Source organism: Pseudarthrobacter sp. SORGH_AS 212 (assembly GCF_030818145.1).
GTDB lineage: Bacteria > Actinomycetota > Actinomycetes > Actinomycetales > Micrococcaceae > Arthrobacter.
Genome location: NZ_JAUTAA010000001.1, coordinates 2,299,950 through 2,321,958 on the forward strand (window position 1 = coordinate 2,299,950; position 22,009 = coordinate 2,321,958).

The window sequence follows — 22,009 nt, forward strand, 5'->3', positions numbered from 1 at the left end:
GGTGGTGGGGGTTGTCAGGAGAATGCCCGTTGCACGGACGAATGTTTCGTGGCGGGTGCTCAAGGGTGGAATATCAACAAATAGGTGCCTGGTGGCACGGACCGTTTGCTAGTACGGACTGATCTCTTCGGAGTTGGTCCTGGAACGTTCGGTGGTCTGGTCTGCTGGGTAGTGTTTGGCACACTGTTGGGTCCTGAGGCAACAGGACCGGGGAGGGCCCTTGGGGTTCTTGTCGGTACTTTGTTTCTGGTTTCCCTGCTGCACCGATCATGCATGGTGATCCCTTTTGGGGGGTTGTGTGTGGGGTGTGTGGTGTGGGGTTGTTGTTTGAGAACTACATAGTGGACGCGAGCATCTTGTATAAGAAGCAATTTCCAAGAATATGAACCTGGATCTGGTTCGTGCGCCTTTGGGTGTGCGGGTCGGTTTCTGTGGTTCTCTCGAAAATGTTTTTGATCTTTGTGGTCAAGTTTTTAAGAGCACACGGTGGATGCCTTGGCATTAGGAGCCGAAGAAGGACGTAGGAATCTGCGATAAGCCTGGGGGAGTCGATAACCGGACTGTGATCCCAGGGTGTCCGAATGGGGAAACCCCGCCAGGAGCGCGAGTTACCTGGTGACCCGCATCTGAACACATAGGGTGCGTGGAGGGAACGCGGGGAAGTGAAACATCTCAGTACCCGCAGGAAGAGAAAACAATAGTGATTCCGTTAGTAGTGGCGAGCGAACGCGGATCAGGCTAAACCGTTCCATGTGTGATAGCCGGCGGGCGTTGCATGGTCGGGGTTGTGGGACATTACGTGTCAGTTCTGCCGGGCTGACGGGGTGTGGGTGTGCGTATAGGTGAACGGTCTTGAAAGGCCGGCCAGAGAGGGTGTTAGTCCCGTAACTGTAATGCGTTGCACCGCCTTGTTGATGTATCCCAAGTAGTACGGGGCCCGAGAAATCCCGTGCGAATCTGTCAGGACCACCTGATAAGCCTAAATACTCCCTAATGACCGATAGCGGACCAGTACCGTGAGGGAAAGGTGAAAAGTACCCCGGGAGGGGAGTGAAACAGTACCTGAAACCGTGTGCTTACAATCCGTCGGAGCAACCTTGTAGTTGTGACGGCGTGCCTTTTGAAGAATGAGCCTGCGAGTTAGTGTTACGTCGCGAGGTTAACCCGTGTGGGGCAGCCGTAGCGAAAGCGAGTCTGAATAGGGCGTTTGAGTGGCGTGATCTAGACCCGAAGCGAAGTGATCTACCCATGGCCAGGTTGAAGCGACGGTAAGACGTCGTGGAGGACCGAACCCACTTCAGTTGAAAATGGAGGGGATGAGCTGTGGGTAGGGGTGAAAGGCCAATCAAACTTCGTGATAGCTGGTTCTCCCCGAAATGCATTTAGGTGCAGCGTTGCGTGTTTCTTATCGGAGGTAGAGCTACTGGATGGCTAATGGGCCCTACAAGGTTACTGACGTCAGCCAAACTCCGAATGCCGGTAAGTGAGAGCGTAGCAGTGAGACTGTGGGGGATAAGCTTCATAGTCGAGAGGGAAACAGCCCAGACCACCAACTAAGGCCCCTAAGCGTGTGCTAAGTGGGAAAGGATGTGGAGTTGCGAAGACAACCAGGAGGTTGGCTTAGAAGCAGCCATCCTTAAAAGAGTGCGTAATAGCTCACTGGTCAAGTGATTCCGCGCCGACAATGTAGCGGGGCTCAAGTACACCGCCGAAGTTGTGGCATTCAAATATTAGCTAAGCCCTTGTGGTTCAGGCGTTTGGATGGGTAGGGGAGCGTCGTGTGGGCAGTGAAGTCGCGGTGGAAACCAGCGGTGGAGCCTACACGAGTGAGAATGCAGGCATGAGTAGCGAAAGACGGGTGAGAAACCCGTCCGCCGAATGATCAAGGGTTCCAGGGTCAAGCTAATCTGCCCTGGGTAAGTCGGGACCTAAGGCGAGGCCGACAGGCGTAGTCGATGGACAACGGGTTGATATTCCCGTACCGGCGAAAAACCGCCCATGTTGAACAGGGGATACTAACTGCCCGAGACCTGCCCGATCACCCTTGTGGTGTGAGGGTTTTGGTGGAGCGCAGGACCTGATCCTGGGAGGCAAGCGTATTAACAGGTGTGACGCAGGAAGGTAGCCGAGCCGGGCGATGGTTGTCCCGGTCTAAGGATGTAGGGCGAGTGGTAGGCAAATCCGCCACTCATGATGCCTGAGATCTGATGGGACCCCCGTTTGGGGGGATTTGGTGATCCTATGCTGCCGAGAAAAGCATCGACGCGAGGTTTTAGCCGCCCGTACCCCAAACCGACACAGGTGATCAGGTAGAGAATACTAAGGCGATCGAGAGAATTATGGTTAAGGAACTCGGCAAAATGCCCCCGTAACTTCGGGAGAAGGGGGGCCCCAACCTTGATGGACACTTGCTGTCCGGAGGGGATCGGGGCCGCAGAGACCAGGGGGAAGCGACTGTTTACTAAAAACACAGGTCCGTGCGAAGTCGCAAGACGATGTATACGGACTGACTCCTGCCCGGTGCTGGAAGGTTAAGAGGACCGGTTAGCCTGTAAGGGCGAAGCTGAGAATTTAAGCCCCAGTAAACGGCGGTGGTAACTATAACCATCCTAAGGTAGCGAAATTCCTTGTCGGGTAAGTTCCGACCTGCACGAATGGAGTAACGACTTCCCCGCTGTCTCAACCATAAACTCGGCGAAATTGCAGTACGAGTAAAGATGCTCGTTACGCGCAGCAGGACGGAAAGACCCCGAGACCTTTACTATAGTTTGGTATTGGTGTTCGGAGTGGCTTGTGTAGGATAGGTGGGAGACGTTGAAGCCCGGACGCCAGTTCGGGTGGAGTCATCGTTGAAATACCACTCTGGTCACTTTGGACATCTAACTTCGGCCCGTAATCCGGGTCAGGGACAGTGCCTGATGGGTAGTTTAACTGGGGCGGTTGCCTCCTAAAAAGTAACGGAGGCGCCCAAAGGTTCCCTCAGCCTGGTTGGCAATCAGGTGTCGAGTGTAAGTGCACAAGGGAGCTTGACTGTGAGAGAGACATCTCGAGCAGGGACGAAAGTCGGGACTAGTGATCCGGCGGTACATTGTGGAATGGCCGTCGCTCAACGGATAAAAGGTACCTCGGGGATAACAGGCTGATCTTGCCCAAGAGTCCATATCGACGGCATGGTTTGGCACCTCGATGTCGGCTCGTCGCATCCTGGGGCTGGAGTAGGTCCCAAGGGTTGGGCTGTTCGCCCATTAAAGCGGTACGCGAGCTGGGTTTAGAACGTCGTGAGACAGTTCGGTCCCTATCCGCTGCGCGCGCAGGAAATTTGAGAAGGGCTGTCCTTAGTACGAGAGGACCGGGACGGACGAACCTCTGGTGTGTCAGTTGTACTGCCAAGTGCACCGCTGATTAGCTACGTTCGGATGGGATAACCGCTGAAAGCATCTAAGCGGGAAGCTCGCTTCGAGATGAGATTTCCATACACTTTATTGTGTGAGAGGCCCCCAGCCAGACCACTGGGTTGATAGGCCGGATGTGGAAGCGAGGACTAACGACTCGTGAAGCTGACCGGTACTAATAGGCCAACAACTTACACCACACAGAAAATACATAACTCTGCTTGCGTCCACTATGTGGTTCCCAACCAACAACCCAACACGTTGTCGGCCGGAACCAAAACAACTGAATACAACACCACATGTTGTAACCACCAGATTTCCCACACCACCCCCTAAAAGGGGTTGGTGACGGGTAGAAGGGTTACGGCGGTCATAGCGTGGGGGAAACGCCCGGTCCCATTCCGAACCCGGAAGCTAAGACCCACAGCGCCGATGGTACTGCACCCGGGAGGGTGTGGGAGAGTAGGACACCGCCGGACAAACATTGAGTAGGGCCCTGACACAACTGTCAGGGCCCTACCACTTTAACCACCACCACAAACCCCCAGCCCCGGATCCCCGCTCACTCATGGCGGGTCCCACCCGGCGTGGGGAACCCACCTGATACAGCAACCAGGGCCCGGGGAACCCCCACACCTGAGCGAACGTCACCCGGGGAAGGGGCTCCGGGGCGGCAGCCTGGGCTCAGGCGGCTCAGGCGGCTCAGGTGATACGTGGGACGGCGGATTGTGGCTGGAAGGTGCTTCCCGGCGTCGTGCGCATCTCAACGCCCCACCGCGACCTGTCAGGCTCCGCTGAGGGCGAAAAACCCCCCAATATGCGGTGATTAACCTCAAAAAGTGGCGGAAACACGCGGAATTTGCGGCCTCAAGGGGTGGTAGCTGGTAAGTTTTCGAACAGTGGCCTGTGCGCACACCGCGTGCGGGCTCCGTAACCAGACCGTCCAGGAGGACATCAATGGCTAAGAACCGTAGTGAACTTGTTGCAGAGGTAGCGGGCAAGGCCGGCACCAGCCAGGCAGCCGTCAACACCGTCCTTGACGCACTGTTCGAGGTTTTCGAGACTTCTGTCGCCGCTGGCGAGAAGATCACCATCCCGGGCTGGCTGGCAGTGGAGCGCACCGACCGTGCAGCTCGCACCGGCCGCAACCCGCAGACGGGTGAGACCATCCAGATCGCAGCAGGCCACAGCGTCAAGCTGACCGCCGGCTCCAAGCTGAAGGCTGCCGTTTCCAACAAGAAGTAGGCTTCTTCGCCCGGCACAACGCCGGAGCAGCTCCGGGAGCGGTGACCTGACGGTCACCGCTCCCCTTGCTTTAAGCCCCGCCCCGGGCCCACCAGCCGATTCGCCGCACAGCCCGGCGTGGCGGACAATGTAGTGGTGTCTTCTGCCGCAAAATCACGTTCCGCCACACCTCAGCCCGCTCCCGGGAACGGAGTGAAAGGGACGGGCGGCAATGCCCTCGGAATTCCGAAAGGCTGGCAGCTCGCCGGCCTCGCTGCGGTGTTCCTGGCCCTCATCGCAGCACTGATCTTCTCCGGCGCTGCGGTGACCCGCGGCGTCTCCGATCCCGGCGCACTGGTGCGCTGGGGGCTTCCGATCAGCAAGGCGCTGCACAACGTGGCTTTGGCCACCGTCATCGGCGGCCTGGTCTTCGCCGTCGGGATTCTGCCCAGGAGCCTGTCGCCGCGGAGCCGGGACAAAGGCGACCTCGGAGACAGCCCGGAACACCCGGCCTTCATCCGGGCCCTCGCCGTAGCAGCCGCCGCAGGTGCAGTGTGGACCCTGTCCGCTATCGCCGTGCTGGTCCTGACCTACGCGGACGTGGCCGGACAACCACTCTCGGGCGACGCCGAATTCACCCAGGCGCTCGTCTACTTCATGACGGACATCGAGACCGGACGGGCCTGGCTTGCAGTAACGATCATCGCGGCTGTTGTCACCACGGCACTGTTCGGGGTCCGGTCCCTGGGCGGCCTGGCCCTCACCCTGATCCTGGCACTGGTCGGCCTCGTCCCCACCGCCCTGATCGGCCACTCCTCCAGTTCCTCGGACCACGAAGGGGCCATCAACTCACTCGGACTCCACCTGGTGGGCGTGAGCGCTTGGGTGGGTGGCATCATCCTGCTGGCACTCCTGTCCGGGATCCTCACCGGCCCCAAAGCCGGTACAACAACGGACATCACCGAGCCCACGCTGCGCCGGTTCTCCACCCTTGCCGGTTTCGCCTTCGTCCTGGTCTTTGCTTCCGGTGTCATTAACGCCAGCATCCGGATCACCAGCTGGGGAGACCTCTTCGGCTCGTCATACGGACAGCTGATCCTGGCCAAGTCTGCCGCCACCCTGGTCCTGGGCGGCATCGGGTTCATGCACCGGCAGTGGGTCATCCCGCAGCTGGGCCGCAAGGGATCCACCATGTCCTCCCGGCGGGTGCTCTGGCAACTCCTCCTCGCCGAACTCCTGGTGATGGGCGCAACCTCAGGCATCGCCGTGGCGCTGGGCCGTTCCGCGCCCCCGCAGCCCACCACGTTCGCGCCCGACGCCTCGCCGGCCTTCATCCTGACCGGCTACGAGCTGCCCCCGGAACTGACCGCCACCCGCTGGCTCACCGAGTGGCGCCTGGACTGGCTGTGGATCGCGGTGGCCCTGTTCGGCCTCGTGGCCTACGTCCTGGGCGTCGCCAAGGTCCACCGCCGCGGCGACAAATGGCACTGGTTCCGCACCGTCAACTGGATCATCGGCCTCATAGTCCTCACCTACATCACGTCAGGGCCGCCGGCGGTGTACGGCCGCATCCTCTTCTCGGCACACATGGTGGACCACATGGCCCTGACCATGGTGGCGCCCATCTTCCTGGTGCTCGGGGCCCCGGTGACGCTCGCCCTGCGCGCGCTGCCCGCACGCGGTGACGGCTCGCGGGGCGCCCGCGAATGGATCCTGGTGTTCGTGCACTCGAAGTTCTCCCAGCTGGTCACGCATCCGCTGTTCGCCGCCGCCAACTTCGCGGGCTCGATCGTGATCTTCTATTTCTCCGACCTGTTCGGCTACGCCATGCGCGAGCATGTTGGCCACGAGCTGATGATCCTGCACTTCCTGCTGACCGGGTACATCTTCGTGCTCACCATGATCGGCACCGATCCCCTGCCGCGCCGGGCGCCGTACCCCATGCGGCTGCTGCTGCTCCTCGCCACCATGGGCTTCCATGCGTTCTTCGGCGTCTCCATCATGGGCGGCACCGGGCTGCTCGCAGCGGATTACTTCGGCAACCTTGGCCGCACTTGGGGCCAGTCCGCGCTGGCCGACCAGCAGACCGGCGGAGCGGTGGCCTGGGGCATCGGTGAGGTGCCCACGCTCCTGGTGGCAATCGGCGTCGCAATTATGTGGTCCCGCTCCGACCAGCGGGAGACCAAACGGGTGGACCGCGCGGCGGACAGGAATAACGACGCCGATCTGGCCGCTTACAACGATATGTTTGCCAAATTGGCTGAACGCGATGCCAGGCTGGCTGACCGCAACAAGCTGGAAGGACGCTGATGAGCGAAACCGTACGCACCCACGCCCGGGTCCGGGCCTCCGAACTGGTGGGCCGCAACTGGCTCAACACCGGCGGCAAGACCCTCGACCTCGAAGCCCTCCGCGGCAAGATCGTCCTGCTCGATTTCTGGACCTTCTGCTGCATCAACTGCCTGCACGTCCTGGACGAGCTGCGGCCCCTTGAGGAGCAGTACTCGGACGTTCTGGTGACGGTGGGTGTCCACTCGCCCAAGTTCGAGCACGAGGCAGACCCCGTGGCCCTGGCCGCCGCCGTGGAGCGCTACGAGATCCACCACCCCGTCCTGGACGATCCTGAACTGGACACCTGGAAGGCTTACACCGCCCGCGCCTGGCCCACCCTGGTGGTCGTCGACCCCGAGGGCTACATCGTGGCGCACCTGTCCGGTGAGGGCCACGCAGACGGCCTGGCAGTGCTGATCCCCGAGCTGATCGCAGAACATGAGGCCAAGGGCACGCTGCACCGCGGCTCCGGCCCGTACGTGGCCCCCGAGGCCACCTCCGGCACCCTGCGCTTCCCCGGCAAGGCGCTCTTCCTGCCGGCCGGCCGCGGGTCCACGGCTGGGGAGGAAGCGTCCGACGGCGGCACGGCAGCGGGTGCCGCAGCCAGCGGTTCCGACGGCAAGGGTTCCTGGCTGGTGACCGATACCGGCCACCACCGCCTCGTGGAACTCGGCACGGACTTCGAGACTGTCCTGGCCACCTACGGCTCCGGCACCAAGGGCTACGCCGATGGTCCTGCCGCCGGGGACGACGCCACCGCACAGTTCAACGAACCCCAAGGCCTGGTCCTGCTGCCGGAAGACGTGGCAGCCAGGGCGGGCTACGACGTCGTCATTGCCGACTCGGTCAACCACCGCCTCCGCGGCCTGTCCCTGACAGACGGGAAGGCGCTGACGCTTGCCGGCAACGGCGTGCAGCGGCTCCTGGAAACCGGGCCTGCCCGCGTGGATGAGGACGGCGCCGGCTTTAGCGGTTCCCTGGGCAACGACCCCCTTGACGTCTCGCTGAGCTCGCCCTGGGACGTTGTGTGGTCGCGCAAACTGAACGCCGTAGTGGTGGCCATGGCCGGCACTCACCAGATCTTCAGCTTCGACCCACTCACCGGCGGCGTGGCCATCGTGGCCGGCAACGGACTGGAAGGGCTGTTGGACGGGCCCGCCCACGAGTCCTGGTTCGCCCAGTCCTCAGGCCTCGCCGAGGACGCCGACGGGAACATCTGGGTTGCCGACTCCGAAACGTCGGCGCTGCGCACGCTGGTCATCGACGACGCCGGGACGGTGACCGTGAAGACCGCCGTGGGCAAGGGCCTGTTCGACTTCGGCTTCCGAGACGGTACTGCGGCCGAGGCCCGGCTGCAGCACCCGCTGGGCGTCACGGTCCTCCCGGATGGCTCCGTGGCCGTCGCTGACACCTACAACGGCGCCGTCCGCCGGTATGACCCCGCCAACGGCATAGTGTCCACGCTGGCCCGTGGCCTTGCCGAGCCGTCCGACGTGATCGTGGATGCCACCGGGGCTGCCGGCGCCGAGCCGCTGCTGGTGGTGGTGGAGGCGAACAAGCACCAGCTGGTGTATGTGCCCATTCCCAAGGAAGCCCAGCAGGTGGATGAGGGTGCTTCCCAGACGCAGCGGCCCAAGAGCCCCGTGGCTCCGGGTCCGCTGGAACTCACGGTCCGCTTCACCGCCCCCACCGGGCAGAAGCTCGATGACCGCTGGGGTGACCCCACCCAGCTGAAGATCTCCTCCACCCCGCCTGAGCTGCTGGTGTCCGGCGGCGGCACCTCCGTGGGGCTGTTGCGCACGCTGGAGCTCTCACCGGAGGTGCCTGAGGGCGTGCTGCACATTACCGCCCGCGCCGCGGCCTGCGACGGCCCCGAGACCGAGGACGGCGAGATCCCGGACCACGCAGCCTGCCACCTGTACCAGCAGGACTGGGGCATCCCGGTGCTGCTTCAGGCCGACGGCGACACCGAGCTGGTCCTGGACCTCCGCGGCATGGACTGACGCGCCGGCCGTCGAACGTAGTTCCAGGCTGCCGCCCGTGACCCAAACGTCACGGGCGGCAGCCTTTTGCGTCCGCGGAAACGTGTCTCCCGCGGAATTCCGGGGCTTGCAGCACGTGTAGGGCGCAAAAGCATGCTGTCCGTGACGCGGTCCAACTCGCACCGTTGTCCACATACGCCCGCCGGGAGCTACAGGGATGGTTGGTGGAGAGCCAGCATGGCTGCATGGACGTGCATAAGGCGCTGGAAATTTGCGGAGGAGCAGCCCGAAGGCCCGCACTGGCAAGACTGGGGGTAAATGACTCTTCCCTCCGTCGGGCCGTCCGGGCAGGGCTGGTGCAGCCCGACCGCGGGCTGTATGCGCTGCCAACCGCCTCTCCGCATCTAGTGGCCGCACTGCGGAACCGCGAGGTCTTGACCTGTTCAAGTGCCGCTGCGGCCTACAGCCTGTGGACACTGCCCGCGGATGGGCTGCGCCACGTCTATCACCGTCGCCGGGAGGCTGTCTCCGGCGGAGCTGTTCACCACGCAGGGTTGCTCCTGCCCCCGGCCTCCTATCAGCCGGTGGCAGCGCTGGCCGACGTGCTGATCCACGCCCTGCGGTGCTTGCCGGTTGCCGAGTCCCTGGTCATGGTGGAGTGCGCGGTGAGCCGCGGTGACATGACCCTTGAGTTCCTGCTCCGGCGTTTGCCTGGGAAACGAAACGGTAAGGCGAGGGCAGACTTGGAGTGGGTGGACACGGGAGCCGACTCGCTGCTGGAAACTCTGGCCCGGACGTATTTCCGGCGGGCCGGCATCCGGGTCGAAACCCAGGTCTATCTGGAGCGGGTGGGATACGTTGACCTGCTGCTGGATGGCTGGCTGGTGGTGGAACTGGACGGCCGGCACCACGCCGAGTGGAAACAGGTTCAGAAGGACCACCGGCGCAACAATGAATCCGTTCTCCAGGGGTATACGGCACTGCGGTATTACTACTCGGATGTGGTGTTCCATCCCGCTGCCATGGTGTCGCAGGTCTTGCAGGTTCTGAGTCGCCGGCTATAACGGGTCCGGCTGTCACGCAGGGCATGGTTTTGGCGGATCGGAACAGCAAGAACTCCGGAATTTCGGGGATTATTAGGGGACTGTAGCCCAAAAGGGTGCTCGGCGTGACTCTGGGTCTGGAAACCACGTCGAAAAGCTGGGCCAGCGTGGCCGGGCGCCAACCAACACAGGGTGGGGAAGCCCTAGAAGCTCAGCTGGGGAGTGACCTTGACGGTGTCGCCGGAAACGTCCAGGCGGGTGGTGAAGCTGAAGTCCACCTCTTCGTCCAACGGGTACCAGGCGCCCGTGAAGGAGTTCTGCTGCAGGGCCTCCACCTTGGCTTTTCCGTCCAGCGGCGAGACCACCCAGCGGCCGTCAAAAGGTTCAATGGAGACGTTGGGGTACTCGGTCACGGACCACTTGATGCTGCCGTCCTGGACCCTGTTGTTGCTGGCGTAGTAGAAGGGGCAGTCGGGCTGCAGCCGCTGCTCCTTCTGGGCTTCGGCGGCGCAGCCATCCAGGAATTCCCGGACCTTGGCGGACACGTCCTCCTTGAGCTTGCCGGTGGCCTGGGTCAGCAGGTTCAGCGGAGCCACAGGGGTGTCCCGCCCGGTCACCGTGGCGCGGCTGGCAGGCGCGGAGAAGTACTGTCCATCCAGCGACGCCTCGTATTCGCCGGGGTAGAACACGGCGAAGGAGTTCCGTCCGTTGGGCATGTTCACGGGGACGCCGTTGATGTTGGCTTCGCTGCCGTTCACCACGGTGATGTCCACCGTGGGCAGCCGGGACGGGACAAAAGCCCAGGTGTTGAAGAAAATCCATTCAGTGCCGGTCTTCTGCAGCAGGAATTCGGTACTGAGCCGGCTTCCGTCAATGGTGTAGTCCATCGGCACTGCCACACGGTTGTCCGGACGCTCCTCCGGCTCGCCGATCTGGACGTTGGAGAGCCGCGACGCAGCTGTCTGCAGGGCCGTGCCATCCAGCATGGCAGCGTTACTGGGCGGAACGGTGGCCCGCAGGAGGCCCAGCGCCTTGCCGCCGTTCCCGCTCTGCAGGGCATCGATGTACTCGCGCACCGGCTGCTGCGGGCTGGCCACTGTGCTGTTGACCAGGTTGATGGCCACAATGGCTCCGGCCACGGCAAGCATGAGGCCCAGCAGCCACCCGGCCGCTATCCTCACCAACGCTTGACTCATCTGCACGTTTCTTACAGTAACGGCAGTACGTTGGCACACTAAAGTCGGCGCCTCCCCTAATTCCCGCCGCAACCCGGCGCCGGCACCAGGGACAGCGCCCGACGACGCCGGCACGGAGAGTGCCCGGGCGCACCTTTGGATCCGGCCCGGCCCGGCCCTGGCTGGCTCCGCGGATCCCCGTGCCCGGGGCCCCGGTCAGCGGCGGCGACGCCGGGAGGAAGTGCCGAACATGCCGCGCAGCAGCTCACGGCCCAGCTGGGTGCCTACGGACCGGGCCATGCTTTTCAGCCCGCCACCGAGGGCGCCGCCGAGCACGCCGCCCAGGTCGCCCATGATTCCACCCCCCGGCTGGGATTGGCGTTGGGGCTCGGGTGCACGGGGTGCCCGCGGAGCCGGGACAGTGCCGGGCCTTTCGGCGGCGTCGTCGCTGCCGGAACTGTTATGCGACGTCCTGCTGCTGGGCCGGCCCAGGATTTCCTCCTCGATGCGCCTGGCCTCGGCGTCGACATCGTTCTGCTGGGAAGTCCCACCCGGCGTTCCAGCGGAAGCCGCGGGACCGGTAGGTGCTGCCGTCTTGCCGGTGAGCTTCTCGTACGCGGAGGGGTTGTCCACCGCGGTGCCGTACTTGCCCAGCAGGGCGGACCCGGCCACGGTGCTCCGGACCAGGGCCTCGTCGCTGGGACCCATCACCGATTCGGGGGCCCGCAGCCGGGTGAGGGCCACCGGGGTGGGGGCGCCCTTGTCGTTCATGACGGTGATGACCGCTTCACCGATGCCGGCCGACGTGAGCGTTTCTTCGAGGTCGTAGTCACTGAGGGGGAACGTGGATACGGTGGCCCTGAGGGCCTTCGCATCCTCCGGGGTGAATGCCCGCAAGGCGTGCTGGACCCGGTTGGCCAGCTGGCCGAGGACGTCGGCAGGAACATCCTTGGGGGTCTGGGTGACGAAGAAGATGCCCACGCCCTTGGACCGGATCAGCCGGACGGTGGAGGTGATGGCGTCCAGGAAAGCCTTGGAGGCACCGTTGAACAGCAGGTGCGCCTCGTCCAGGAAGAAGACCAGCTTGGGCTTGTCCAGGTCGCCCGCTTCGGGGAGGTCTTCAAACAGGTCGGCGAGCAGCCACATGAGGAACGTGGAGAACAGCATGGGCTTGTTCTGCAGGGTGGGCAGTTCCAGGCAGGTGACCACGCCGCGGCCATCTGGCGCGGTGCGCAGCAGTTCAGCGGTATCAAACTCCGGTTCACCGAAGAACTTCTCCAGCCCCTGGGCCTCGAGCGTGACCAGTTCACGCAGGATCACCCCGGCGGTGGCCTTCGAGAGCCCGCCGAGCTGTTCGAGCTCGTCCTTGCCCTCATCCGAGGTCAGGAACTGGATGACCGCCCGGAGGTCCTTCAGGTCGATCAGTTCCAGGCCGTTCTTGTCGGCGAAGTAGAAGACCAGCTGCAGGCTGGATTCCTGGGTGTCGTTGAGCTCCATGATCCGCGAGAGCAGGATGGGCCCAAACGAGGTCACCGTGGCCCGGACAGGGATGCCGTTGCCGTCGCCGCCCAGGGCCAGGAATTCCACCGGGAAGGTCTTGCCGTGCCAGTCCTGGCCGATGCTCTCTGTGCGGGCCAGGAGCTTCTCGCTTCCGGGTGCCGCCGTGGCGAGCCCCGAGAGGTCACCCTTGATGTCCGCCAGGAAGACGGGCACGCCGGCGGTGGAGAGCTGCTCGGCCATCATGTGCAGGGTGACGGTCTTGCCGGTACCGGTGGCTCCGGCCACCAGCCCGTGCCTGTTCATCATGGCCAGCGGCAGCCGCACCGGAGCGTCCTTGTGGAGTTCGCCATCGATCAGGGCGGCCCCCAGCTCGATGGTGGCACCTTCCAGGGCATAGCCCTTCTGGATGGTGGCAAGCTTCTCTGCTGTGGTTTTGTTCGCCATGGCGCTAGCTTAGCGGCGGGCGGTGCATCTGCCGAGGTGTCGGGAAGGTCAGTCCTGCGCCGTCCTGGTGCCGGCGGCGGGAAGTTCCTTGGTGAACGCCAGCGCTCCGATGGTCTCGGGGTCCGCGGCCAGGTCGAACTGTGCCTGGTAACCGGTGCGCAGATACAGGTGTTTGGCCTCGGGCTGCCGCGGGCCGGTGGTCAGGTACAGGGAGGTGTAGCCGCGGGCGGCTGCCAGTGACTCCAGCTCGGCGAGGACGAGGCGGGCCAAGCCGCGGCGGCGGTGGGCGGTGTGGGTCCAGATCCGCTTCAGTTCGGCCGTGGTGGCGTCATACCGGCGGAACGCGCCGCCGGCGATGGATTTGCCGTCTTCCTGGATGATGAGCAGCGCGCCGGTGGGGCCCTCGAACTCCGCAGCCGGGTACCGGTTTAGTTCCTCGGCTGCGGCGCCGCTGCCGAAGAGGTCCCCGTAACGGGTGTCGTATTCGAATGCGAGCTCGTCCAGGAGCGGCCGGACCCGGGGATCCTGCATGGGCAGGACCAGGACGTCCAGGGCGGCGCGGTCCAGGGGGCGGGGCTGGACTTCTGGTTCTGCTGTCACCGGTGGTTCCTTGTCAGGGTCTGGTTCCGGCCGGCGGCGGCCGGCTCTGGGGATATTGTGGCGGACATTTCGTTTGCAAGGTTGCGGGCCGTGCCGAGGATGGTCCGGGCCAGGGCATCATTTTCCCGGAACGGGGCTGCGTTGGTGCGCGGCCTGGCAAACGCTCCGGCGCCCCAACCGGACGTTCCGGGGCCGACGCCGAACACGGTGTCCTGAGGGGTGCCGTCCGCCCCCACCAGCCGGTGCTGCGGGGTTACCAGCAGCTTCCCGGTGGAGTGGATTCCGTCCGCGGTCAGCAGCTGCTGCTCGGTTCCCAGCCCGCTGCCGTGCAGTGAAGCCAGCACAGGGTTGAGCGACCGGACCACCGACGTGGCCGGCAACCTGGCCTCGATGAACGCCCTCGCCGAAACCACCACATCGGATTGCGGGGACGCGGCAACGAAAGCCCCGGTTGATTCGTCGGTGGTGACCTCCACGCCGGGTCCCAGGAACTGCAGCAGCCCGGCACGGTGCAGGGCCAGTATCTGCCGCAGGCGGTGGGGCGGCGGCCCGGAATCGACGAAGCTGAAGAACCCGTGCCACCAGCCGTGTATGGCCTGCTGGGACCGGGCGTTCAGCCGGTCCGCGGGGACCACGCGGCCCACCTCCATGTACACGTGCAGCAGGGCCAGGAACAGGGCGAGCGTCTCGGGATGGTCCGGGCTGTCGCGGAGGGCGAGGTCGTGTTCGATGTATCCGGCCACGGCTTCCTGCACGGCGCGGTGGTCCGCGAAGCGGCGCCCGTCGAAGGGCCGGTCCAGCCGTTCGAGGTCCAGGTGCAGGCTGTCGTCGGGGACGGCGGCGGCCACGAGGTCCGTGCGCTCGCTGCTGTACCAGTCCAGCGGGGCATAGCGGGCAGAGAATTCGTCCCAGCCCAGGGCGGCCTGTTCGGGGCTTCCGGTCAGGAGCTCGCGGTAGTAGTAGTACCCGGCCTCCTTGGCCACCAGCGGCCAGAGGTGCTGGTGGAAGTCCAGTTCCCCGTGGCTTTGGAGCAGGGATTCGATAGCGGCAGGGGTGAAGAACCGCAGCGGTCCCGGTGCTTCGCCGCGGAGGACGGCGGAGATCTTGGAGTGGTAGGGCACGCCGCGGCGCGACCCGGCCCACAGCCGCGGTTCCCGTCCGGACGGAAGGTAGCGCAGCCCGCCGTCGGGCGCTTCCTCGAACCGGCCGCCGCGGCCCTCCATCAGGATGACCAGCAGGTCCACGAAGGCCAGGCCCATGCCGGAGACGATGACGTCCTGGCCCGGGGCGATGCCTGAGTAATCGACGTCGGTGGTGTAGCTGGGTGCCGCGTGGTAGCCGCCGTGCCGGGCGGCGAAGCCGGCGTAGCCGGAGGAAGCGGCGTCGGGCAACGAATCGGTGTGGCCCAGGGCGGTCACCAGGATGTCCGCGTGCAGCGTCCGGCCGTTGGCCAGCGCGACCTCGTGCCGGCCGTCCGCAAGGTGTGAGATCCCGACGGCGGTGCTCCGGTGGGCGGTGACGCTGCGGTTCAGCGCCCTGGTGGCCCGGCGGAAGAACCATTCGAGGTACTGGCTCTGCAGCTGTCGGGTGGGGAATGTGGTGCCGTTGAGTGCCCGGAGCTGGTCCTGCAGGTGCTGCGGGAAGTCCGGCACATCGGTGATGGACCCGTCCAGGACGCCGGCGGTCCACTCCACCAGTCCCGGGCCCGCGGCGGCCGGGCCGTCGCAGGCCACGGAATCATCGGTGAACATGGTGATGTCCGCGGCCATGGAGTTCAGGAGCAGGCCGGGGTCCTGGTCGTACCGCCAGATGCGGCCCGAGCCCGGAACATGCGGCTCCACCACATGGATCTCCAGCGGACCGGCAAATACATCGGGCCGGTTCGCGGCGATCCGTTCCAGGACGCCGGCCGTGCGCGGTCCGCCGCCGATGAACACGACGGCCGGAATCTTCGCTGGCATGGGAGCTCCTGACGGGCGGATGGGCTGATGCGCGGGCTGGTAAGAGGTACAGCGGCGCGTTGGCAGCCGCCGGAGTGCCCATGCTAGGCAGCGGTGACGAGGGCGGTCGAGCGGCCGGTCACGCCCGTTAACTCCGCGTCACAACAGGTCAAAAGACGCAAGAAACCGACTCATGACGCAGTGCGAAGCCCGGTGAACTAATGCAACTTCCGGTGTTGCCGCCCTGTTTGGGCCGGTCCTAGATTTGCAGCCAGCAACCGGGGCAAAAGCCCAGGCCGGAGCGCCCGCTCCGACCCGAACACCAGGACCCAGGACAAGAAGCGAGGTGGCACATGAGTTCAGCAACATCGAGGGTGGCGCAGGTACGGCCAGCACCCACGGTAGAGCCGGCAACAACGGCGGAGGCCGGCGCGGCGGCAGCCGCTCCCGGGCAGGCGGCCACCGAAACCGCTTCTGTAACCGGCAGCAACCTGCCATCAGGCGGGGGATTGCCGCCCGAAGGAACAGCGCGCATTGCCGCCGACTATTCGTCATACCGCGTCGTGGCTGCGAAGCATCCGTGGCGCTGGGTGGGGACTGCCGCCGTGGCGCTTGGCGTTTTGGCCGTGGCCTGGTCGCTGGCCACCAACCCGCGCTGGGAGTGGGGTGTGGTGGCGCAGTGGTTTACCGCGCAGTCCGTGGTGAACGGCCTGCTGGAAACCCTCAAGCTCACCGCAATCTCCGGCATCCTCGGCTTCGTGCTGGGCTTCATCCTGGCGCTCATGCGGTTGTCCGCCTCCCCGCTGCTGGTGTCCGTCTCCTGGACGTTCTCCTGGATCTTCCGGTCCACGCCGCTGCTGGTCCAGCTGCTCCTCTGGTACAACCTGGGCTACCTCTACGAAAAGATCAGCCTGGGCATCCCCTTCACGGATGTGCGGTTCTTCGAGGTCCAGACCACCACGCTGATCAGCCAGTTCGCCGCGGCCGTCCTGGGCCTGACCCTGAACCAGGCCGCCTACTCCGCGGAAATCATCCGCGGCGGCATCCTCTCCGTGGACCAGGGCCAGCTGGAGGCCGCCGCCGCCCTGGGCATCCCGGCCTGGCGCCGGTCCACCCGAATTGTCCTGCCGCAGGCCATGCGTGCCATCCTGCCCACCGCCTTCAACGAGATCATCGGCCTGGTCAAGGGCACCTCGATTGTCTATGTCCTGGCTTACTCGGAGCTGTTCTACACCGTGCAGGTGATCTACAACCGCACCCAGCAGGTCCTGCCGCTGCTCTTGGTGGCCACGCTCTGGTACGTGGTGATCACCTCCGTGCTCAGCGTCTTCCAGTACTACATCGAACGCCACTACTCCAAGGGTGCCGTGCGCAACCTGCCCCTGACGCCACTGCAGAAGGCCCGCAAGTTCTTCGCCACCCACGCCGTCACCAACCGGAAGAGCCTCTGATGACCGCCACCCTTACCCCCGCCACCCGCGGGCTCGTCGAAATCACCGGCGTCCGCAAGTCCTTCAGCGCCACCGAGGTGCTCAAGGGCGTCAGCCTCACCGTGGAGCCGGGCGGCGTGGCCGTGATCGTGGGCCCGTCCGGTTCCGGCAAGTCCACTCTGCTGCGCACCATCAACCACCTGGAAAAGGTGGACGGCGGCCACATCTCCATCGACGGCAAGCTGGTGGGCTACGAAATCCGCGGCCAGAAACTCCACGAGCTGCGGGAGAAGGACATCCTCAAGCAGCGCACCGAGATCGGCATGGTGTTCCAGAACTTCAATCTGTTCCCGCACCTCACCGCATTGGAAAACGTGGCGGAAGCGCCCGTCGTGGCCCAGGGCCGTTCCAAGGAGGAAGCCCGCCGCCGCGGCCTGGAACTGCTGGACCGCGTAGGGCTCAAGGACCGCGCCGGTGCGTACCCCAGGCAGCTTTCCGGCGGCCAGCAGCAGCGCGTCGCCATCGCCCGGGCCCTGGCGCTGGACCCCAAGATCCTGCTGTTCGACGAGCCCACGTCCGCCTTGGACCCGGAACTGGTCAACGAAGTGCTGGATGTCATCCGGGAACTGGCCAAGTCCGGCACCACCCTGATCATCGTCACCCACGAAATGGGTTTCGCCCGCGACGTGGCGGACACCGTGGTGTTCATGGACCAGGGCCAGATCGTGGAACAGGGTACCCCGCAGCAGATTTTCACCAACCCCCAGGAACCGCGCACCCGGAGCTTCTTCTCCAAGGTGCTCGAACCGGCTTTCAACATCTAAGGACCCATCCATGGCTTTTCCAACCCTGCGCCAGTCCGGCCGGCGCCGCTCCAGCACCCCGGGCCTCCGTACGCGGCGCTCACTGGCAGCACTCCCCGCCGTCGTCCTCCTGGGAACGGCCGCGCTGTCCGCCTGCGCAGACCCCGGCGCTTCGGCTTCCGGTGATGCCTCCGGCGCGGCACAGACGACGGCGGCACGCAATGGCGTGGTCTACAACACGTCCCCGGACCAGCAGCGGATCCGCGGCGGGAAAGACGCGGCGCTCGCCGCCAAGGTTCCCGAGCTGATCGGCAAGGACGGCAAGCTGACGGTGGCCACCACCGCCGGCTCCATCCCCCTGTCCTTCCACGCCACGGATGACAAGACGCCCATCGGCTCCGAGCTGGATATCGCACAGCTGGTGGCGGACAAGCTGGGCCTGGAACTCGACGTCCAGGTCACGTCCTGGGAGAACTGGCCGCTGAAGACCCAGTCCGGCGACTTCGAGGTGGTCTTCTCCAACGTGGGCGTCAACAAGGACCGCGTGAAGCTGTTCGACTTCGCCAGCTACCGGGCCGCGTTCATGGGCTTCGAAGCCAAGAAATCCGCCACGTACGACATCAGGGGCGCGGACGACATCTCCGGACTGCGCGTCTCCGTCGGCTCCGGCACCAACCAGGAAAAAATCCTGCTGGCCTGGAACAAGGAGCTTGAGGACAAGGGCAAGGCGCCGGCCACCCTGCAGTATTACCAGTCCGAGGCAGACACCATCCTGGCGCTGTCCTCGGGCCGCACGGACCTCAATATCGCTCCCTACCCGTCTACCGTGTACCGGGAAAACACCCGTGACGACCTGAAGGTGGTGGGCAAGGTGAACGCCGGCTGGCCGTCCGAGACGCTGGTGGCCGCCACGTCGCTTAAAGGCAACGGGCTGGCGCCGGTGATCACCGAGGCCCTGAACTCCGCCATCAAGGACGGCTCCTACGGCAAGGTCCTGGAACGCTGGGGCCTGTCAGAGGAAGCGTTGCCGGAAGCGAAGACCATCACGGAGGACAACTACGCCGCCACCCAGGCCGCGGCCACCCCCAGCGCATCGGCCGAAGCATCGAAGAAGTCCTCATGAAATTCCAGGTCCTGGACATCATTCCGCACCTGAAGAACCCGCTCACCGGGGAGATCGTCTCCACGGCGGACCGGCTGAACCAGGTAGTGGAAACGGCCCGCCGGGCAGAAGCCCTGGGGTTCGACAGCTTCTCGGTGGGGGAGCGGCACGCGGGTGAGTTCATTTCCTCCTCTCCCACCACCGTGCTGGCGGCCATCGCAGCCGTGACGGACCGGATCCGGCTGCACACCGGCGTCACGGTGCTGTCCGTGCTGGACCCCGTGCGGGTGGCAGAGGACTACGCCACCATTGACCAGCTCAGCCGCGGCCGCCTGGAGGTCACCATCGGCAAGGGCAACGAGGTGCTGCAGTACCCGCTCTTCGGCCTGGACCTGGCGGACCAGTGGGACCTGCTGGCCGAAAAGTACGAGCTGCTGCGCCGGCTGTGGCGTGAGGAAGGCGTCACCTGGTCCGGCAGGTTCCGATCTCCGCTGACCGATCCGGCCACCACCACGCCCCGCCCCTTCGACAGTCCGCCGCGTATTTGGCACGGCTCTGCTACAACGCTGACGTCGGCCGCCTTGGCCGGCAAGTGGGGCGAGCCCCTGTTCACCGCCAACGCCATCCAGCCCCGGGAAAACTATGCCGTGCTGATCGATCACTACCGCGATGAGTACGAGCGCCACGGGCACGACCCCCGGCAGCAGTACGTCGGATCGGGCTGCGGCGCCGGCGGCGTGTTCATCGCCGACACCACCCAGGAGGCGGTGCGCCAGTTCGGCCCCGTCTACGAGGCCCTGACGGCCAACCGCAACGTGCCGGGCAACAACTCGCCCTTCCGGGACATCCAGCATGCCGTGGCCGAGGGGCCCGCGCTGGTGGGAAGCCCGGAGCAGGTGATCGACAAGATCCTGAGCTACCACCAGCTCTACCGCCACGACCTTCAGTCCATTTCCCTGCCCACCACGCTGCCCTTCGAACAACAGCTGGAAATCCTCGAGCGCTTCGCCCTCGAAGTGATCCCGGCCGTCCGGGCCGCAGCGCCCACCACGCTGTGGGAGGCCGGGGACCCCTACGGCAACCGCCCCGGATTCACGCGATCCAACCCGTCCGCCAACGCCAGCAGGAGTGAGAACGCCCTTGTCCACTGAAACAGCCCTCGAAACCTTCGACGCCGACTGGCAGGAGTGGCACGCGGCGCACGAGCGCCACCGCGCCCACCCGCACGGCTTCCTCGCGGTGACCCACCTCCACTGGCTTAGCAGCGATGCCGCTCCGCTGGAAGGCGCCCCGGGCACCTGGAGCGCGGAGGCCGACGTCGTCCGCGTTGTGCTGCAGCCGGGTGAGAGCCTGCAGCGGGACGGCAAGGAACTGACCACCGAAGCCGGCGCAACCCTGGAACTCGGACCCATCGCCGAACGCGGCGGGATCAACCTCGTGTCCGGCGAGACCGTCATCGAGGTGGCCAAGCGCGGCGGCGAGTACATCGTGCGGCCGCGGAACCCGGAGAACGGGCTGCTCCGCGAGTACCAGGGCACGCCCGCCTACTCGCCCGATGCCGCTTACGCCGTCCGCGGAACGTTCGTTCCGTTCGAGGCGCCGCGGCCCACCACGGTGGGCGCCGCCGTCGAGGGCATTCAGCACGTTTACGAGGCTCCGGGCGAGATCCGCTTCAAACTCGCCGGCCAGGAACTGGCGCTGACGGCGTTCAACGGCCACGCGCCGGGTTCCCTGTCGGTGCTGTTCACGGACCAGACCTCCGGCACCACTACCTACGCGGCAAACCGCTCGCTCTCCGTGGTGCCCGAGGCGGACGGCTCCGTGGTGCTGGACTTCAACCGGGCGGTCAACCTGCCGTGCGCCTACACGGACCTGGCCACCTGCCCGCTGCCCCCGGCCGAAAACCGGCTGCCCGTGGCTATCGAGGCCGGCGAAAAGATTCCCTACGAACGTCAGGACCAGAAGTGAGCAACACTAATACCCCTTCGGCCGAAGGAAGCCAGGCCGGTTTCCTGGCCATCGAGCTCGACGGCGCCGGGTGGGACGGGGCGGACATCTCCCGTGCGGTGCTGGCCGCCGAGTCCGCCGGTTTCCACGCAGCCACCTTCACGGACGCACCGGTTCCCGGCCGTACCAACGCACTGCAGCGCGCAGCGTTCGCCGGTCCGGTCACCAGGTCGATTGCCCTGGTGCCCGAAGTGGACACCGTCTACACCGAACCGTTCCACGTCTCCACCCAGCTGGCCAGCCTCGACTACGTCTCCGGCGGCCGGGCGGGGTGGATCGTCACCGCGGACGAGGCACCCGCGGCTGCTGCCGCCGTCGGGCGCTCTTCCGTCACCGGCGCCGCGCTGGGCCAGGAAGCTGCGGCGTCCATTGAGGTGTCCCGGCGGCTGTGGGACTCGTGGGAGGACGACGCCGTGATCCGCGACGTCGCCACGGGGCGGTACATCGACGTTGACAAGCTCCACTATGCCGATTTTGAGACCCCGGCCGGGTTTGCCGGTGCGGGCTATTCCGTGAAGGGCCCGGCCATCATTCCGCGGCCGCTGCAGGGACAGCTTCCGGTACTGGTTCCGGCCGCACTGCTCGGCGAGGTGCCGGCTGACGCCGTGGACGCCGTACTGGTGTCCGCGCCTACCCCTGAACTGCTGGCCGCGGAGGTCCTTGACGTGCGCTCCCGGGTGGGTGGGTCCGTGGCGGTGATCGCCGAGCTCGACGTCGTCCTCGACTCGCGCGGGCAGGCTGCGGCCTCGCGGGAGACACCGTTCGACGGCGGCCGCGCGGCCTTCGCGGGCACTGCCGCCGCCCTGACGGACTTCCTGGAGTCGCTGCTGGCGGATGCCGATGGCGTGCGCCTCCACCCGGCGTCGCTCGCCCTGGACCTCGACGAACTGGGCCGCCTGGTCCTGCCCGGGCTGCGCCGCCGCGGAGTGCTTCGTCCTGTGCTGCAGGACGGGACCTTCCGCGACCTGCTGGGCCTGGAGCGCCCGGCCAGCCGCTACGCATCTGCCGCCGCCGGCACCGGAAAGTAAGGAAAAAC

At 65.3% G+C, this 22,009-nt stretch carries 14 protein-coding genes and 2 rRNA genes; 12 read left to right on the top strand and 4 right to left on the bottom strand.

Annotated elements, in window-relative coordinates:
- The first annotated feature begins 463 nt into the window (after nucleotides 1-463).
- The 6 genes from QE394_RS10550 to QE394_RS10575 all read left to right on the top strand — a co-directional run bounded on the left by QE394_RS10550 (nucleotide 464) and on the right by QE394_RS10575 (nucleotide 9,993).
- Nucleotides 464-3,592 (top strand): 23S ribosomal RNA (locus tag QE394_RS10550).
- 162 nt (nucleotides 3,593-3,754) lie between these two features.
- A 5S ribosomal RNA gene (rrf, locus tag QE394_RS10555) occupies nucleotides 3,755-3,871 on the top strand.
- 478 nt (nucleotides 3,872-4,349) lie between these two features.
- Complete coding sequence (locus QE394_RS10560) at nucleotides 4,350-4,637, top strand: HU family DNA-binding protein (RefSeq protein WP_015938867.1); 288 nt, start codon at nucleotides 4,350-4,352, stop codon at nucleotides 4,635-4,637.
- A 192-nt stretch (nucleotides 4,638-4,829) separates the two neighbouring features.
- On the top strand, nucleotides 4,830-6,926 hold the full coding sequence (locus QE394_RS10565; RefSeq protein ID WP_349034460.1) for a cytochrome c oxidase assembly protein: 2,097 nt from the start codon (nucleotides 4,830-4,832) through the stop codon (nucleotides 6,924-6,926).
- Nucleotides 6,926-8,950, top strand: coding sequence for an NHL domain-containing thioredoxin family protein (locus QE394_RS10570; RefSeq protein ID WP_349034461.1), 2,025 nt, complete (start codon nucleotides 6,926-6,928; stop codon nucleotides 8,948-8,950). Before QE394_RS10565 ends, QE394_RS10570 begins: the two co-directional genes overlap by 1 nt.
- Before the next feature lie 413 nt (nucleotides 8,951-9,363).
- Complete coding sequence (locus QE394_RS10575) at nucleotides 9,364-9,993, top strand: DUF559 domain-containing protein (RefSeq protein ID WP_349034462.1); 630 nt, start codon at nucleotides 9,364-9,366, stop codon at nucleotides 9,991-9,993.
- A 182-nt stretch (nucleotides 9,994-10,175) separates the two neighbouring features.
- Here QE394_RS10575 and QE394_RS10580 read toward each other — a convergent pair whose 3' ends face one another.
- The 4 genes from QE394_RS10580 to QE394_RS10595 form a co-directional block, all read right to left on the bottom strand.
- Nucleotides 10,176-11,168, bottom strand: a complete 993-nt coding sequence (locus QE394_RS10580; protein WP_261619851.1) for a hypothetical protein — start codon at nucleotides 11,166-11,168, stop codon at nucleotides 10,176-10,178.
- A gap of 195 nt (nucleotides 11,169-11,363) precedes the next feature.
- Nucleotides 11,364-13,091, bottom strand: coding sequence for a helicase HerA-like domain-containing protein (locus QE394_RS10585; protein ID WP_349034463.1), 1,728 nt, complete (start codon nucleotides 13,089-13,091; stop codon nucleotides 11,364-11,366).
- A 48-nt stretch (nucleotides 13,092-13,139) separates the two neighbouring features.
- Entirely contained in the window at nucleotides 13,140-13,691 is a 552-nt protein-coding gene (locus QE394_RS10590) for a GNAT family N-acetyltransferase (RefSeq protein WP_349034464.1), read from the bottom strand.
- A complete protein-coding gene (locus tag QE394_RS10595) occupies nucleotides 13,688-15,652 on the bottom strand; it encodes an FAD/NAD(P)-binding protein (protein WP_349034465.1) in 1,965 nt (654 codons plus the stop codon). The genes QE394_RS10590 and QE394_RS10595 overlap by 4 nt, the downstream gene beginning before the upstream one ends.
- Before the next feature lie 332 nt (nucleotides 15,653-15,984).
- Between QE394_RS10595 and QE394_RS10600 the strand changes: the two genes are divergently transcribed.
- From QE394_RS10600 to QE394_RS10625, 6 genes are read left to right on the top strand one after another with little or no spacing between them, the layout of a single operon-like run.
- Complete coding sequence (locus QE394_RS10600) at nucleotides 15,985-17,082, top strand: amino acid ABC transporter permease (protein ID WP_200937828.1); 1,098 nt, start codon at nucleotides 15,985-15,987, stop codon at nucleotides 17,080-17,082.
- Entirely contained in the window at nucleotides 17,082-17,885 is an 804-nt protein-coding gene (locus tag QE394_RS10605; protein WP_261619847.1) for an amino acid ABC transporter ATP-binding protein, read from the top strand. The genes QE394_RS10600 and QE394_RS10605 overlap by 1 nt, the downstream gene beginning before the upstream one ends.
- 10 nt (nucleotides 17,886-17,895) lie before the next feature.
- Nucleotides 17,896-18,987, top strand: coding sequence for a transporter substrate-binding domain-containing protein (locus QE394_RS10610; protein ID WP_056081541.1), 1,092 nt, complete (start codon nucleotides 17,896-17,898; stop codon nucleotides 18,985-18,987).
- The gene (locus QE394_RS10615; RefSeq protein WP_349034466.1) at nucleotides 18,984-20,117 is read left to right on the top strand and encodes an LLM class flavin-dependent oxidoreductase; all 1,134 of its coding nucleotides are present in this window, start codon (nucleotides 18,984-18,986) and stop codon (nucleotides 20,115-20,117) included. Before QE394_RS10610 ends, QE394_RS10615 begins: the two co-directional genes overlap by 4 nt.
- Nucleotides 20,107-20,934 (top strand): DUF1684 domain-containing protein, encoded by an 828-nt coding sequence (locus QE394_RS10620; RefSeq protein ID WP_349034467.1) that lies wholly within the window; start codon nucleotides 20,107-20,109, stop codon nucleotides 20,932-20,934. The genes QE394_RS10615 and QE394_RS10620 overlap by 11 nt, the downstream gene beginning before the upstream one ends.
- Nucleotides 20,931-22,001, top strand: a complete 1,071-nt coding sequence (locus QE394_RS10625) for an LLM class flavin-dependent oxidoreductase (protein ID WP_349034468.1) — start codon at nucleotides 20,931-20,933, stop codon at nucleotides 21,999-22,001. Before QE394_RS10620 ends, QE394_RS10625 begins: the two co-directional genes overlap by 4 nt.
- Nucleotides 22,002-22,009: the final 8 nt, after the last annotated feature.

Bases quoted from the DNA above. Each gene is read 5' to 3' on its own strand.
- QE394_RS10560 (WP_015938867.1), top strand. From the start codon at position 4,350: ATGGCTAAGAACCGTAGTGAACTTGTTGCAGAGGTAGCGGGCAAGGCC.
- QE394_RS10570 (WP_349034461.1), top strand. From the start codon at position 6,926: ATGAGCGAAACCGTACGCACCCACGCCCGGGTCCGGGCCTCCGAACTG.
- QE394_RS10580 (WP_261619851.1), bottom strand. From the start codon at position 11,168: ATGAGTCAAGCGTTGGTGAGGATAGCGGCCGGGTGGCTGCTGGGCCTC.
- QE394_RS10585 (WP_349034463.1), bottom strand. From the start codon at position 13,091: ATGGCGAACAAAACCACAGCAGAGAAGCTTGCCACCATCCAGAAGGGC.
- QE394_RS10595 (WP_349034465.1), bottom strand. From the start codon at position 15,652: ATGCCAGCGAAGATTCCGGCCGTCGTGTTCATCGGCGGCGGACCGCGC.
- QE394_RS10600 (WP_200937828.1), top strand. From the start codon at position 15,985: ATGAGTTCAGCAACATCGAGGGTGGCGCAGGTACGGCCAGCACCCACG.
- QE394_RS10605 (WP_261619847.1), top strand. From the start codon at position 17,082: ATGACCGCCACCCTTACCCCCGCCACCCGCGGGCTCGTCGAAATCACC.
- QE394_RS10610 (WP_056081541.1), top strand. From the start codon at position 17,896: ATGGCTTTTCCAACCCTGCGCCAGTCCGGCCGGCGCCGCTCCAGCACC.
- QE394_RS10615 (WP_349034466.1), top strand. From the start codon at position 18,984: ATGAAATTCCAGGTCCTGGACATCATTCCGCACCTGAAGAACCCGCTC.